This is a genomic window from Deltaproteobacteria bacterium (assembly GCA_017302835.1).
Lineage (GTDB): Bacteria > Bdellovibrionota > Bdellovibrionia > Bdellovibrionales > Bdellovibrionaceae > UBA2316.
Genome location: JAFLCC010000024.1, coordinates 1 through 15,251 on the forward strand (window position 1 = coordinate 1; position 15,251 = coordinate 15,251).

At 39.8% G+C, this 15,251-nt stretch carries 14 protein-coding genes and 1 tRNA gene; 9 read left to right on the forward strand and 6 right to left on the reverse strand.

Annotation, left to right across the window (positions count from 1 at the left end; translation table 11 throughout):
• Positions 1-133: 133 nt before the first annotated feature.
• The 3 genes from J0M15_15990 (at position 134) to J0M15_16000 (ending at position 3,294) form a co-directional block, all read left to right on the forward strand.
• Positions 134-652, forward strand: a complete 519-nt coding sequence (locus J0M15_15990; GenBank protein ID MBN8538550.1) for a hypothetical protein — start codon at positions 134-136, stop codon at positions 650-652.
• A 175-nt stretch (positions 653-827) separates the two neighbouring features.
• Positions 828-2,603, forward strand: coding sequence for a hypothetical protein (locus J0M15_15995; GenBank protein MBN8538551.1), 1,776 nt, complete (start codon positions 828-830; stop codon positions 2,601-2,603).
• Between the two features lie 22 nt (positions 2,604-2,625).
• Complete coding sequence (locus tag J0M15_16000; GenBank protein MBN8538552.1) at positions 2,626-3,294, forward strand: hypothetical protein; 669 nt, start codon at positions 2,626-2,628, stop codon at positions 3,292-3,294.
• 21 nt (positions 3,295-3,315) lie between these two features.
• Here J0M15_16000 and J0M15_16005 read toward each other — a convergent pair whose 3' ends face one another.
• From J0M15_16005 to J0M15_16030, 6 genes are all read right to left on the reverse strand, one after another.
• On the reverse strand, positions 3,316-5,532 hold the full coding sequence (locus J0M15_16005) for a hypothetical protein (protein MBN8538553.1): 2,217 nt from the start codon (positions 5,530-5,532) through the stop codon (positions 3,316-3,318).
• Positions 5,533-5,609: 77 nt separating this feature from the next.
• Positions 5,610-6,224, reverse strand: a complete 615-nt coding sequence (locus tag J0M15_16010) for a hypothetical protein (GenBank protein ID MBN8538554.1) — start codon at positions 6,222-6,224, stop codon at positions 5,610-5,612.
• Positions 6,225-6,612: 388 nt separating this feature from the next.
• Positions 6,613-6,688, reverse strand: a tRNA-Gln gene (locus J0M15_16015).
• Between the two features lie 88 nt (positions 6,689-6,776).
• The gene (locus tag J0M15_16020) at positions 6,777-8,234 is read right to left on the reverse strand and encodes a trypsin-like peptidase domain-containing protein (GenBank protein MBN8538555.1); all 1,458 of its coding nucleotides are present in this window, start codon (positions 8,232-8,234) and stop codon (positions 6,777-6,779) included.
• Between the two features lie 94 nt (positions 8,235-8,328).
• Positions 8,329-8,574: a DUF1844 domain-containing protein gene (locus J0M15_16025; GenBank protein ID MBN8538556.1), complete on the reverse strand. Its 246-nt coding sequence runs from the start codon at positions 8,572-8,574 to the stop codon at positions 8,329-8,331.
• A gap of 13 nt (positions 8,575-8,587) precedes the next feature.
• The gene (locus tag J0M15_16030; protein ID MBN8538557.1) at positions 8,588-9,421 is read right to left on the reverse strand and encodes a M48 family metalloprotease; all 834 of its coding nucleotides are present in this window, start codon (positions 9,419-9,421) and stop codon (positions 8,588-8,590) included.
• A 140-nt stretch (positions 9,422-9,561) separates the two neighbouring features.
• On the opposite strand from J0M15_16030, the gene J0M15_16035 reads away from it, so the two are divergent.
• Genes J0M15_16035 through J0M15_16060 form a run of 6 tightly spaced genes read left to right on the forward strand, consistent with a single transcriptional unit; the run spans position 9,562 to position 15,213 of the window.
• Positions 9,562-10,554 carry a MoxR family ATPase gene (locus J0M15_16035; GenBank protein ID MBN8538558.1) on the forward strand — a complete coding sequence of 331 codons (993 nt, stop codon included), beginning with the start codon at positions 9,562-9,564 and terminating at the stop codon, positions 10,552-10,554.
• Positions 10,551-11,417 (forward strand): DUF58 domain-containing protein, encoded by an 867-nt coding sequence (locus J0M15_16040; GenBank protein MBN8538559.1) that lies wholly within the window; start codon positions 10,551-10,553, stop codon positions 11,415-11,417. The genes J0M15_16035 and J0M15_16040 overlap by 4 nt, the downstream gene beginning before the upstream one ends.
• On the forward strand, positions 11,414-12,373 hold the full coding sequence (locus J0M15_16045; protein ID MBN8538560.1) for a hypothetical protein: 960 nt from the start codon (positions 11,414-11,416) through the stop codon (positions 12,371-12,373). The genes J0M15_16040 and J0M15_16045 overlap by 4 nt, the downstream gene beginning before the upstream one ends.
• The gene (locus J0M15_16050) at positions 12,370-13,380 is read left to right on the forward strand and encodes a VWA domain-containing protein (protein ID MBN8538561.1); all 1,011 of its coding nucleotides are present in this window, start codon (positions 12,370-12,372) and stop codon (positions 13,378-13,380) included. The genes J0M15_16045 and J0M15_16050 overlap by 4 nt, the downstream gene beginning before the upstream one ends.
• A 2-nt stretch (positions 13,381-13,382) precedes the next feature.
• Entirely contained in the window at positions 13,383-14,444 is a 1,062-nt protein-coding gene (locus J0M15_16055; protein MBN8538562.1) for a VWA domain-containing protein, read from the forward strand.
• Complete coding sequence (locus tag J0M15_16060) at positions 14,425-15,213, forward strand: tetratricopeptide repeat protein (protein ID MBN8538563.1); 789 nt, start codon at positions 14,425-14,427, stop codon at positions 15,211-15,213. Before J0M15_16055 ends, J0M15_16060 begins: the two co-directional genes overlap by 20 nt.
• Positions 15,214-15,251 lie beyond the last annotated feature (38 nt).

Sequence of the window (15,251 nt, forward strand, 5' to 3'; positions counted from 1 at the left end):
TAAACTTGAAAAAGTAGACATGATTCAACAACTAGAACTTGACTTGTATGCAGCTTAGAAAATAAAAATAAAAAATCATTCTGGAGTATTTCTAAAAAGTTTCTACCAGAAACGGGACGCCATCCTTGCGATGATGAGCTTCCACTCGTCAAATCGTGACGATCTTCGTTCGGCGCAAAAGAGGCTTGAAACCATCCTGCGAACAATTAAGGAATTTGATGAAGGTGCCAACCTTGGAGGGAGGCTACCTACAACTTGGTTCAGTGCAAAGATCGACGGTCTCGCTCCAAACGATCATTTAAAGAAAGCGCAGCTGGCTGTTGTGGCGGCGTCAAACTTCCTGCAAACACAGCGAAAAACGTTAAAACGTGGGCGCCCTGTAGGCGATGAAAAGTTACTTCGCGCGCTCGAAGAACTTGAGAGATTTGGCCGGCAGTACCTTCGAAATGTTACTGTCGATGCAGTAGATTTTTGGCAAATTCTAGGAAATGACGTTCTGCAATTCGACGAAGCTTTAGAGCATATTAACCTAGTCAGAGACACTTTTTTGATTCACGCCGCCTCATCTCTAGTTGGCCGGTCTGTCGAGTTTAAACGAATTCAAGGCTTGGTGAATGCTCGGGCCTGGAAGAATCTAGACCCGCTTTTTTAGTAGAATGAATGACAGGTCCTAGTCATGAATGACAAGGCGTCATTTTAATCCAAAAACTAGGCGATTTCTGCGCGCCGTGCCGGGTGCAAGGAAGAAATGGCAGGGAAGGACCCAGAAATGGCACTATTGCAAACGACTCGACGATGTTTCGTAAGTGCGTTACAAAGGTTATGCTATGAACGAACAAATAATTAAAGACTTGAAGTCAGCCGAGCGGTTGCCAGGCGCCATATTACTTTCGGGTGATTGGGGTTCAGGAAAAACGTATTTTTGGAATCACAGTGTAGTGCCTGCCCTAAAAGGTGTGCATCCAGTTTACTTATCCGTATTTGGACTTAGCTCCATCAGACAGATCAAGTCTGATCTGGTTGCGCGCAACCTACTTGCAAATCCAGTGGGAAAGAAACTCGACGATTCCCTCGGAAGTTTTACAAAGATAATTACGGGTGTCAGTAAGCAAGTTGCAAGTGCCGTAGGCAAGGTAGCTGAAAACCAAATCGGTATAAATCCAATTGATCTGTTTTCGAAGATTGTCCCAGACGTTGATCCATTAGAGTTCCTTCCGTCAAATTTAGTAATTTGCATTGATGATTTAGAGCGATGTTCTCCAGAGCTGATAGTTGAAATTTTAGGACTTATTTCGTTTTTGACTGAAGAACGCCAATGTAAGGTTGTAGCTCTTTCAAGCCAAGAGGCGTTGGCGAAAAAATTAACTGATACCCCTTATATCGAAAAGGTTTTTTGGAAGACAGTTCGTTTCCGGTCAGACCTCAATGAGGCTTTTGACGTGTCAATCGATAAGTATGTTTCAAAGTCGGCACGGAAGAGTGTCGCAAGTCACAAGAAAAGTTTGTTGGAAACATTTCGAGCGTTCGATCACAAAAATATCAGAACTCTAAATCAATGTTTACGATGGATATCTGATCTGCATGAATTAAAAATCGAATTAGCGCATGAATACGCCTCTTATCTGGCAGCTCTAACAATTATTAAATCAACTAAGGGTAGATTACTTAGCGATCCAAAAATTTACTCTTTCGGGAACGGCTATCATTTAACGGAAGCCATCGAGAAATCGAAATCTAAGAATCAGGCGGCTAAAGAATTGAGCGACGAAGACCGAGAATCGCTTCTAATTTACGATAACTTTTTTAAGAACCGTAACAATCCCTCATCGGTCGGACTGTACAAGATGGTTGACTCAAACTACATAGACGCTGAATTCATTCTCAACGAGATTGATCCTCCAAGTAAAAAGACAAAGGCCTATAAAACAACGACGAAACTAACGCAACAAGAGTGGCTTTTTGAAGACGATAAGCGTGCGAAGACGCTTCGAGCTGATGCCATTAAAGTCCTCAAGACCGAAAAGAAGCTAGGAAGTCGATATGCTCTGGGTATTTTCAACGGGATTGTAAAGCTCGACCAAATCTTGGGACGGAACTCAGACGATGCGAAGGCTGCTTTAGAGAAGTTTATCGATTCAACCAAGTTCGACGGCGAAACTCTTTCTGATTTGTCATGGGATTTCAGAACTCAAGAAGAAAGAACTGTCCTTGAGCCTTACTTCAAAGAGTTGCAGAAACGGCGATCGGAAAAAGTTAAAAAAGAAATCAAAGCGGAGATGATTCAAGGCGCTTCGAAAGGCATTAAAGTTGACATTTTCTCTGGAGAAAGACGTTTTAACGAAGCACTTAAGGATCTGGCTATTGACGTCGATGTCAATGCGGCTATGGAAAAGGCTTTTTTCAAGCACCCCGCAGTACATTATGATTTCTATTTCTACATGCGTACCAGAGGCAAAGAGTCGAATTGGGGCGAGGTCATCAAAAAGGCAACATTGAAACGACTAAAGGATTTCAAGTTGAAGAATAAATTGGATTCGATTCAAACGAAACGGTTGAGTTATTTAATTCAACGGTACGAAATGGGCGACGATGAAATTCGGTAGTGCTCGCAAGGAAGGAATCTTAATGAGGAAAACAATTCTGGCAATTGCTCTAATGCTAAATGGTTGTGCGAGCGTCCCCAGTGCACAGGCATTAGAGCGACACTTTTCTTGCCTCGAAGATAGTAAGCGTCTTGAAGCGCGTTCGAAGGAATTGGCCGAAATAGTAAAGGCTGATCAGGATGAACGTCATAACTGGCAAAGTAAGACGCCTGAAGAGATGATGAAAGTTGCAGATAATGATGTTTCGAGGCGCAAACGTGTTGGTGAAATTTTTGGCGAAGGCTGTTTCTCAAAGGCTGAAGACTATGCGGCCGCTGCGCTTGTTTATCAACATGGCGATGCGCCAGACCATTTCTATCAAACATTCATCTGGTCGAGACGAGGCGTAGAGCTTGGAGACAAATCTCAGGAGCGTATGATGGCTCTGGGGATTGATCGATACCTGGTTAATATCGGTCAGAGGCAACTCTTCGGAAGTCAGGCTACGAAGCCAAATGAAAGCAAATGTTGGTGTCTTCAGAGAATTGAAAAGAGCTTTCCCGACAAAAGGCGCTCTGAAATCGCCGGAAAAAGTTTAGCTCAGGCACTTGATTGGCTGAAGGAACTAAACGCGGGTCAGATATGTCCAATTTCAGAATGTGATGCCGACCTAAAGCCTACTCCAAGAGGAAGTGTTCCGGGCTTTTGGTAATTTCCCACGCGACAAGGGAGATTACTTTTTCTCGCGAATATCTGTTTTAACCACAGTTCCTCCAAGATGGGCGGCGTGTTCTTCTAGTTTCTCGTCGTATTGCCAAGGTCGTTGAATGACCACGAGGAAGTCCAAAGGTTTCTTGCTACCTATAAATCCACAGAAGCCTACCCAGATGTCTCCCTTGTGCTTGTACTTGGATAACTCAGCATGAACTGAAATCCGTTTCTCAGGCCCAATGTAGTCGTCATGCTTAATAGACATAAACGTTATTCCTAAACGGGGTGAATAGTCTTCATCAGGAGGTATAGAGAAACTGTGCATTTTGCCGTCTTGCTCGGACTTAGCCTTCGTTTCTTTGATTAATTTCATGAAGCCTTTGCGCATATCACCACTTAAATCGAGCAAATGGAAAACGACGTCGGTGATTTTAGGATGGTCATGAGTCGCAAGCTGTTCAACAAACAAATCAAATTCTTCGTCTTTCCATCTGCTAGCAAGTGGATTGTGTTTTGGATCAACTTCAATCCCTAAAGTTTTCGGTAAGTAGTCTTGACTGAGAATTTCTGCCAAACCACCGTCGAGCGCAATTCGATCTACCTCAGGTTCTTTCCATAGCTTATTTTGAAGGTGATACGTTAAAAATACTGATTCCTCGTCGGCAATTACTTGGTCTGCAAGCGCAATCCGCTGGCGAACGTAGTAAAGAAATTCATACGGATTTTTAAGATAATGGGCTACGATCTCTAAGTCGAAGATAGTCAAAATCATCGGGAGGGGATCAGCCTCTTCTTTTTGTAAAAGTACCCTAGACTGATGAGCTAGAGATGGATAGTTCTCAGTGGTAACAACCAGAACATATACCTCCTCTACGGACTCAATTCCTTTAACGGCTCGCCCTCTGTCGTCTACGAAAGTTGCTTTGCGATCAAGAATGCATTTCCGTGCGAGCTTACCTTGATTGAACGCATCCTGAACGCCTGCTTGAAAATCCTTTTGGAGTTGTTTGTCGTCGCCAAGTCTTGAAAGCTCAGTGAGTTTTTTTGACTTGATTTGAACACACAAACCTTTGTTGCCGAGAATACAAAGAACATCGATATCTGTTTCGGTATGTCCTTTCTTAATTTCAACTTTTACAGATTTGTAAACTAGATCTTTTCCGAAGACATCAGCAAGAAATCGAAAAGCAAGCAATTCGCCGGCGTCTCCGCGATGCTTTGCTAGATTGTTACGGTAGTCTTTATCTTCAGCCATCCAATAGTAAGGGCTCTCGTATAAGGCTTCGGCCAAAATAAATGTAACTGGTAAGAAAAAACGATCCTGATCAATCTTCAAAAATGGATGAGACCGGCACTTGTTGTATGATCCTATTGATTGCAATCTTTCGTTGGTTGATGCTGATGGCTTGCATGAGAATAGCTCCAAAAGAATGTTGCCACCGGCAACAGAAGATACGTCTTCACGAGTGATAACAAAGAGATCAAGAAGGTTTTTACAAAAATTCTCAAAACCTTTCTCGCGAATGGTGTCTGCTTCTTTCTCAGCGATCTTTTCCAACTCAAAAAGATCTGCGTATTGAAAAATCTCAGATGCTTCAAAAAACTGCTCAACCTCTTCTTTTGGGTGAGACGTTTCGATTTGCTCTCTTAGTTCTTTCGACATTTGACGAACAAAAAGATTTACGCGCTTGCCTTTTTCTTCCAGTCGCTTTTTAACACACGAAAAAAAGTCAGCTGCGCTCTGGGGACTGTATCCTCTCTTTTGAATTAGCCAATCGAGATCGAATTTGTACTTGTGCTCAATTAATCTGATCAACTGAAAATCATATGCGCCTGTGCCAGCATAGTGAATCGGTTCTACAAGCATATCACCACGGCCAAATAATTCCTTTTCCCCAGGGGGCGTTGAAGTTCCTTTATGCAACTTCTCCAACTCGTTCATAAATGGGAGGTGATATGAACTATGCAGCTCATCGAGTAAATCTTTTGTCTTTTGTTTCATCTTCATCAGAGCTTGCGGTGACTCAGGGAGTGAAAAGTCGATGTCATTTTGAGCTAGAAAACCGACTATCAATAAAGCTTCGTTCATGCTGAGGTGCTGATGCGGACTTTGCTCATGTATTTGGTCGATAATGATGTGAAATTCATCAAATAAAAGGAGACAAAGGGAGTAGATATATCCCTTTGATCTCAGAAGATCTTTTAGTTCGGCGATGATTTGCTCGCTAGTTCTTTGCAATACTTTATACCTTTCTTGGCTCCACGGTTTCTAAATTACCTCCGCGATGTAATCACGGAGGTGTTAGGGTGGCGGGCTTACGATTTAGAATTTGTTCCTTGGTCCCGTCGGAATTGTGGATTCCAAAAACCGTTTAGCATGTTCAGATACTTCACTCGACGCTGGGAACGCCCTGCGGTTGTTTTGTCGAAGGACTGATTCGCGCTATGACCGAAATCTTTAAGCTGATAGTCGCGTTCATCTTCTGTATTTAACTCAAGATGTACGTCGATTCCCTTTTGAATTTCGGAATCGTAGGTAAGCGAACAAATGGATGTCATTGTGCCCGAAAGCGAGTTCCAATTGCTAAGGCTGTCAACCTCAGAGAGATTGCTCCCTCTGTATTCATTTACGTAAACCTTCGTATCTCGGTCGAATTTCGCAAAAAAATCTGCTAACTCACCGGCGGTTGGAAGTTTGGCTGCTATCGGCTTTTCTGAGCTGGAATTCGCTACCGATTTCTCCGTAACAGGCTTCGCAATATTTACCTCCGCCGATAGGGCCGAAGCAGTATTCCAGTCTTTGACTCCAAAAAGCCTGGAGACGATCTCCAGAGAATGGCCGTGTTTGACCTTCACGCTGTATTTTTCCAGCATGATTTCGCAAAGATGTTTTGCGCGTTCTTTCAATTGTTCTTTTGTTGGTGCTTGCATAGCACAACTCCTTTTATTGGACTGCTGATCTTCTAGTGGTCGCACTAAAGATTCAGTCCTTAAAAAAAGTTGTTATGACTTCTTTTGACGACGGGAAATTCACCTTAGCTTTACAGCCGCGACCGGCAGGTCTTCCCAAACCTGCGATCAGTTATAAATTATTTTAGAAATAGGTCAAACCGTTGAGCATCAAAGCGCTGTAGTCATTTTCGTAGTCAGATAGATTTGTGACTACGCGAGATGACTACAAAGTATTGCAACCAGCGTGTGAGAACGTGATTAAACGTGATTGACGAAAATCGATGCCCGCGAAAGCTTTCTTGCTAAGTTATTAAATGTTTTGGGGTTATCCCAGAAAAACGAAACCCGCTTGTTAGGCGGGTGAAATTGGATGGGGTACATGGACTCGAACCATGGAATGATAGAATCAAAATCTATTGCCTTACCAACTTGGCTATACCCCAATATAAAAATATTGAATACAATACAATCGAATTAAGAATTAAAGAAAAAAATAGAGATTATCAAGTCTTTTCTTTAATTGCTTAAAAACTATTCAGAAATAGTTACGACGATGATACGGTTACCTCGGGCTATACGAAAAGTATTTGATTTTTTATCTAATTTATCAAAAACCTCTTTAGCTGTTGTAACTTCTGTTTTGTTAACATCTAAAATCAAATCTCCTGCTTTTAAACCTGCAAGGTAAGCTAAAGAACCTACCTCGACGCTTAAAATGATAGGTTTAACAACTTCCTCAGGATAGTTCCATTGTTCACGAAGGTTGTCGGTAAGATCCGTAACAACAAATCCCATATTATTTGGAGCTTTCCTAGCTTCTGAGCTTCTTGGGTCCATGGTTTTTTGAGTTAGCTTCATATCGCTGGGTCGTTCGGCAATTTGAACGGTTAAATTAGTTTTTTTACCGCCTCTTAAAACGAGGGCTTTTAATTTATCGCCGATTTGACCATCAGACACGGCATCCATCAAGTCCGTTGAGTTTTTAATTTTTTTTCCATTAAAATTGAGAACGATATCATAGGCCTTAAATCCGGCTTTAGCTGCGGGGCCGCCCCTTTCAACTCCCACGATCACGGCTCCGCTAGAGCCTTCCTCGAGCCCTACATGTTCGGCTGCGTTTGGGTCCAGATCGCCCAATTGAATGCCAATATAGCCTTTTCTGATGGAACCCCTGGATTCTAACTCAGGAATAATTTTTTTAACTTCGTCGATAGGTATGGCAAAACCAATTCCTTGAGCTCTTGCATCAATAGCTTGATTGACGCCGATAACATAACCTTTTGTATTAACTAAAGGTCCACCTGAGTTGCCTGGGTTAATGCTGGCATCGGTTTGAAGGAGGGGAACTTTGTTAATCTCCTCAAGGTCTCTGCCGATGGAAGAGATAATTCCTTTACTCACAGAATGCCCATGACCAAAGGGATTTCCAAAAGCAGCTACCCATTCTCCAACTTCTAAATCTTTACTGCTACCTAGGGAGGCGGCTATTAATTTTTGAGGAACATCAATCTTAATAAGTGCTACATCGATTCGAGCATCAGCTCCGATGATTTTTGCTCTATAAAGTTTTTCAGATTTTTCAGAGAGTTGAACTTCAACTAAATCGGCACCTTGAATGACATGATTATTGGTTAAAATGAGTCCATCTTCTCTGATGATAAATCCAGTTCCAAGGGAAATTTTTTGTGGCTTGTTGGGACGTAGCTGAGGGCGTACACCATAAAATTGCTCGAACATTTCCATCATGGGATCGCGATAGCGTTGGCCTCGGATCAAAGCACTTGAAGAAATATTCACAATGGTTGGATTAATATTTTTAGCAAGTTCAACAAACAAGTTAGAGGGAAGAGGGTCGCTGAGTTTAAGTGGGGGCGGTGGTTTGGAAACAAATTGCGCTTGGATTTCTTGTCCAGAAAAAAAATAAGACAAAAGCCCTATCAATATGAACGGAACAATAAAAAAATGAATAAATTTTTTATAAATTGGCATGGTTCACCTCTGGAAAGCAAAATTACAACATTTTTTTCGTCATAGCAATGCGGAGCTACGATGCGCCAATCTGGTTGTGTTGAGTTTTAAGAGATTACATTTTAAGAAAGTGAACTTGGAGGTCACTCACAAGACTTGTGATTAATTTGTTTTCTTCTTCATTGAGATTGTTTTTGGTTTTTTCTTTTAACATGATCAGCAAATCAATATTAAATTTGGCAATATTTTTATCCTTATGAATTTTACCAGTGTGAGGATCCGGTGCTAGTCCCAAGGACATGGCAGCGCTGGAAGCCATTGACATAATTAAAGTTGAAAAGTTAGCACTTAGGTTTTCCATAGGGTCTCCTTCTTTATAAAGGGCTGTGTCCAATAAGTTTGATGATTCTTTTTGGAATAGAGGGTTGAATTTTATCAAACCATAATAAATTTGATTGAGATGGTGGAATAATAAATAAATGGGTTGTACCGTGGGGAATGGATTGGGGAATTGTTTGAGAATAGCCATTCAGTTTCCATAAAAGTTCACAGTATTTTCTTTTGTCTCCTAGGGTCTCGCAGCTGGATTTATCAGTTCTAAAATAAGTGTCTGGATTGGCTATGGATTTTAGTAGAAACCAGCAAAGAGAATTGAAAAAATAAGTAAAGGGGCCGTGAGTTTTTTTAAAGTAGAGATGAAATAAAAAAATATGATCCAAAAAATGTCCAAACCCTATAAGAGTATTTGCAAGAAGGCTCACCACTCCAAAGGAGAACGTATCCATTCTTTTAATTTGGTTTAAGGATAATAAAATCACGCAACGAAGTTCATCTTGAGTGAGGAGATTAAGAAGTTTTTTTGAAAGGAAAATAGATGGTTGGTTCCAAAATAATCCCAGGGTGAAGGCATTGGCTGATTCAGAGTCATAAATTCTTAATTTGGGAAGAGGAAAATGAAGTTGTTTAACATAAGAAGTTAAAATTTTATTGGCGCCGTAGGGGTCTTGCCCTTCCAGCTCTTTGCTTATAAAATTGTTTTGGAGTTTGTAGTCTCCGTAAATAAAAATTAAAAGGTTAACAGCAATGGAAATAAGAAATCCAAAGATAAGTCCCAGGCGTTCAGCAAAATGATAACCCATTATTAAAATGGATAAACTTGTAAGAAGGATAAATAACCAGACTTTGGTCGAACCTGTAATTGAAAACATACCGAATCTGATTATTGTTAAATATAATAGTTTAAGCAATATTTTTTTATCTGGCGTCAAACGGAATTTCAGTAATAAAACAATGTTTAAGAGGGTAAACTTTTGGAGTTAGGGTTTTACCTAGCGAGGATGGAGTATCAATGGAAGCGGATATTTTTGCATTGAATGCGGCAATCAAACAAGAAAGTCAATTTATCGAAAAGATGAAGACTGAAATAAATAAAGTGATTGTTGGCCAAAGCGACATGATTGATGGTATTTTGATGGGCTTGTTGACGGGGGGGCATATATTGCTCGAAGGTGTTCCTGGATTGGCAAAGACGTTAACCATCTCGTCAGTCGCACAATCGATTTTACTGGGATTTCAAAGAATCCAATTTACACCGGATCTTTTGCCTACAGATTTAATTGGTACTATGATTTTTAATCCTAAGTCTGGAGAATTTGCTCCCAAGAAGGGGCCTGTTTTTACAAATATCGTTCTGGCAGACGAGATCAATCGCGCTCCTGCAAAAGTTCAAAGTGCCTTGTTAGAGGCTATGGCAGAAAAGCAAGTGACCATTGGCGAGCAATCCTATAAATTGGAAAATCCATTTTTAGTTCTAGCAACGCAAAACCCTTTAGAGCAGGAGGGCACTTATCCGTTGCCCGAAGCACAAATGGACCGATTCATGTTTAAGATCAATGTGGTTTATCCATCCAAAGGAGACGAGCTTGAAATTTTAAATCGAATGGGGAAAAATGATAAGCCAAAAATAAATGCCGTTATCAGTAAGGAAGATCTTTTAAGGTCTTGTGAAAAAGCGGATATGATTTATGTAGATCAAAAAATTAAAAATTATATTGTGGATCTGGTCATGTCATCACGCGAACCAAATAAATATGGCTTGAGCCGTATTGCTAATTTAATTCAAGTTGGGGCCTCACCCAGAGCAACGATTAGTCTGTTACGAGCCGCCAAAGCCCATGCTTTCTTAAAAGGGAGAGGCTACGTGACCTCCGAAGATATCAAAGCTATAGGTTATCCAGTGCTTCGCCACCGTTTAATTCTTACCTATGAGGCGGAGGCAGAAAATATAAAAACAGATGATATCATCAAAGATATCTTTACCCAAATTGAAGTGCCTGCATGATTCCAAAGGAAGTTCTAAAAAGAGTGAGGCTTATTGAAATTCAAACCCGAAAAAAAGTAAATAATATTTTTTCGGGGGAGTATCACACTCACTTTAAGGGACAAGGAATGACCTTTTCTGACTTTAGGGAGTATGTTCCTGGAGATGATGTCAGAGTGATCTCGTGGCCGTTAACAGCACGAACCGGAAAAACGTTTATTAAAACTTTCGAAGAAGAACGTGAGTTAACAGTGATTCTGGCCGCAGATATCAGTGGTTCCACGGATTTCGGCTCAGGTCAAAATTTCAAAGGTGAAATCATTATTTATTTAACCGCTTTGTTGGCTTATGCGGCAGAAAAAAATAAGGATCAAGTGGGACTAGTTCTTTTTTCGGATCATGTTGAGCATTTTATCCCCCCCAAGAAAGGGCGGGGGCATCTGCAAAGAATGCTGAGGGATTTACTTTATCTCAAGCCAAAGCATCAAAAAACAAAAATTTCTTCTTGTTCCGATTTTTTACAAGGTTTTTTAAAGAAAAAAGCGACAATTTTTTTGATGAGCGATTTTATGGATCAGGGTTACGATCAAAGCTTAAGGTTTTTAGCAAAAAAACATGAGCTTGTTGCCTGTGTGATTCAAGACCCTTTAGAAAATGAGATTCCAGATTTAGGTATGATTCAACTACAAGACCCTGAAACGGGAGAGATTAAATTAGTCGATACCTCTTCGAGGGCTTTTCAAGAGACGATGCGTAAAAACTTTTTTTTGCAAAATGAAGCTCGCGATATTTTTCTTAAAAAATCTCAAATTGCTAGAGTCAATATTTCTACCAAAGGCGATTACGTCCAACCTTTGTTAGAGTACTTTCGAAGAAAGAAATGATGATGGATTTGCATTGTGAGTACATTTTTCCTTTATCAAAAAACAGAGAGATAACGGTGGGGGACGTTTTTTATGCGACTTGTTCTTCGCCGCCAGACGTTGCCATCGTGAAATCGAATTCTATTTCAAATTTTAAAATCCTAAAACTAAATGAGAATCAAAAATATACCTTAAAACTGATCTCTACGGAGAATCAAGATAACAAATGGGTGTTTAAATTTACATCCTATCAAGTGGGGCCAGTCAGCTTTCCCGAACTGGCGTTGGAAAAAGACAAAGAGGTCTACAATTTGGGATCCCTGGAGTTTAAAGTAAACTCCATACTCAATCCTCAGGAAAAAACGGAGCCCTTTGGTCCTTTTTCTGGAATCAAAATGGAGATACCTCTCTTGTATTGGACCTTGCTAGTGATTTTAATTTTTTCAATGGTTTCTGGGATTTCTTCTTATTTTATTTTAAAGTGGAAAAGGAAAAAACTGTTAGAAAAACTCGAAGACTACGAAACTTCCACAAGTGCTTTACAGCAGTTCTATGCCACGCATAGAAAAGTACAAAGAGAGAATCCTTTTTTTTATCGAAATGAAATGCTAAATGAAGTATTGAGGGATGAAGAAAAATTAAAAATAAGTCCTGTTTTGAATGAATTAGAATCAGCTTTAAAATTGTTTTTGGTAAGAAAATTCAAAACACCAGCTCTGAGTAAAAATTGGAATTATACCTTAAAAGATTTGCAAAAATACCATGGTGACTATATGTCCTTTCAGTACTTAGACTTGAAAGATATTATAAAAGAAATAGAAAAAGCCAGGTCTTCTTTACAGCATTTAACAACGAAAGACATGGTTCAGATATCCGAGAAAATAAGATTATTTATTGAGTTTTCGGAGAAGCTTAAGGACGCCATTGATCGAAAAGACCGTGGCCAATTAAAAAAACTGAGGAGTCTAAAAGTATGAGTTGGAAAAACCTAGAGTTTTTGGCTTTACTTTTCCCTTTGGCCTTGGCCATTGGTTATTACTTGTGGACCTTAAAAAGCAAAACAGCTACCTTGCAATTTTCTTCACTGGCGGCACTTAAGAACACGGCCAAATCTCTGCGGGTTTATTTGCAACACTTTCCTTTGTTGCTGAAATCAATAGCCATTATTTTAGCTATACTGGCTCTGGTACGTCCCCAGCAAGCTGACACAAAAATAAAAAAAAATATTGAGGGAATTGATATCATTATTGCCTTGGATATTTCTGACAGCATGTTGATTGAGGATATGAAGCCACTGAATCGCTTGGAATCGGCCAAAGAGAAAATTAAAGAGTTTGTTTCTAAAAGAACTTCAGATAAAATTGGAGTGGTTATTTTTGCCGGCGAAGCGTTTACCTTAGTGCCGCCAACCTTAGATTATGATTTGCTAATAGCGCGAGTCTCTGAAATAATAACGGCCCAAAGTGCAAGGATTAAGGAAGGCACAGCTCTGGGTGTTGGAATGGCCAATGCCGTTGCCAGACTGAAGGATTCCCAGGCAAAAACCCGAGTGGTTATTTTTATGACGGATGGTGAGAATAACAGTGGAACAATTGATCCAGAAACGGGCTTGGAATTGGCCAAAGGATTTGGTTTAAAAATATATACGGTGGGTATCGGTAAAGATGGGCCCACCAGGATTCCAGTCTATACAAAAGACTTTATGGGAAATAAGATCAAAAGCTATCAACCATTTGAGTCCACAGTCAATGAGGACCTCTTGAAAAGAATGGCTAGCGAAACTGGTGGGAAATATTACCGAGCGAGCCAAGAAGATTCTCTGAAAGGAATTTTTGAGGATATTGATAAATTAGAGAAAACGAAGATGGACATTAATAAGTATACAAAATATACCGAGCTTTTTCAGCCCTTCCTGAAATGGAGTCTTTTTCTTTATTGTCTGTCTTGGCTTTTAGGTGTTACTTGGCTGAGGAGAGGTCCTTAAATATGAGATTTGAAAATCCCTCTGCATTTTTTAATTTAGTTGTTGTTTTGATCTTACTTGGCGTTAGCTATCTTTTTCATAAGAGAGCAGAGAAAAAATATTTTCAGTATATTGGGAAGAAATTAACTCCCTTTTTGACCCAGTCATTAAGTTTTAGCAGGAGAAAATGGAAGTGGTTTTTACAAGCCATGACCCTCGTTTTTTTTACGATAGCTTTAGCTCGACCTCAAATAGGTGAAAAACAAATAACGATTAAGTCCGTAGGCTTTGAAATCATATTAGCGGTGGATGTTTCTGAAAGCATGATGGCTGAAGATGTCAAACCTTCACGATTGGAGCAAGCTAAGCTTGAGCTGAATCGCTTGTTAGATTTAATGCCTGGAAATAAAATTGGATTGATTGCCTTTGCTGGGTCCTCGGCGCTAATATCTCCATTAACGAATGATACCTCAGCCATTAAAATGTATCTAGATTCCTTGAGCCCACAAATGATTTCTAATCAAGGAACCAATTTTGAGTCGGCTCTTAAATATGCACAGGAAAGTTTTGATAGAGGAGGGGTCGCGAGCGATGCCTCTACCAAGGTGACTAAAGTGATCTTGATTGCTTCGGATGGAGAAGATCACGAGGAAGGAGCTCTTAAGGCAGCACAGGAGCTGGCTCAAAAAGGAATTCGTATTTTTAGCATCGCCTATGGAACTGAAAAAGGAGGGACGATACCTCAAAGAGATCGTTTGGGTTACATGACGGGCAATAAATTAGACCATCAGGGAAAAACAGTGATTACCACAGTTAAGGGAGATTTTTTAAAGAAATTAGCAATCGAAGGAAAAGGGTCGTTTTATTTTTCAGTGTTTGGTGGGAATCATTTAAAAGACTTGGTTCAAGATTTTTCCAATTTTGAAAAAGCAGAATTTGATTCTAAAGCCACTGTTGATTATGACGAAAAATTTCAATTGTTTTTATTTATAGGAGTGATCCTTTCAATGATGGAACTTATGTTGGGTGAAAGGCAAACTAAATTTACTTTCTGGAGAGGGAGATATGTTACGCAAAAAAAGTAGATATCTTCTAGGACTCTGTATTTTTCTGTTATCGGCATGTGAATCGGGACTTCCTGATTTGAGAGCTATACGAGTTAATAATTTGACGGTTTCAAAGTTTAAGGATCAGAGCCTGGAAGAGAGTCAGGGAGGCTTCTTGGAAGCCATGAGGAGAGAGCCCCTTCAAGAAGAAATTCATTTGAACTTAGGGACAACCTACGACGTATTGAAAGATTCAGATAAAGCCTTGCGTTTGTACAAAAATGCGGAAGACCTTTTTTTAAAGAAAAAACCGGTATTTGAAAATCAATTGTTGCGTCTTTTCAATCCGTCTCACCATCCTGAAATTTTGTTTATTGCCTTATTTAACCAAGCTCAGTTGCTTGCTCGTGAAAATAAAATAGATGAAGCCCTCGAAAAATATCAGCAAGCTTTAGAAATTAATCCTGCTTCTAAGGAAGTCAAAACGAATATTGAATTGTTACTGCAGCAAAAGCAAAATCAATCGGGCGAGGGTAACTCTGAAGATAAAGATCAAAAAGATCAAAATAAAGATAATAAGGATAATAAAGATAATAAGGACAGTAAGGACAATAAAAATCAAAAGGATCAGGATAAAAAGGAGTATTCGACGTCACCTAAGTACAAACCCAGGGAGTTTAAGGGTGAACTGAATAAAGAAAGTGTGCAAAAGATTTTTGGAGAAATATCTCAACAGGAAAAAAAGATGAGATCTCAATTTTCAAAACAAAGTCAATCTAAGGAGCCACCTCGTGATAAAGATTGGTAGACAGTTCCTAACTCAGTCGGTGAGTTTGAGCGGCTTAA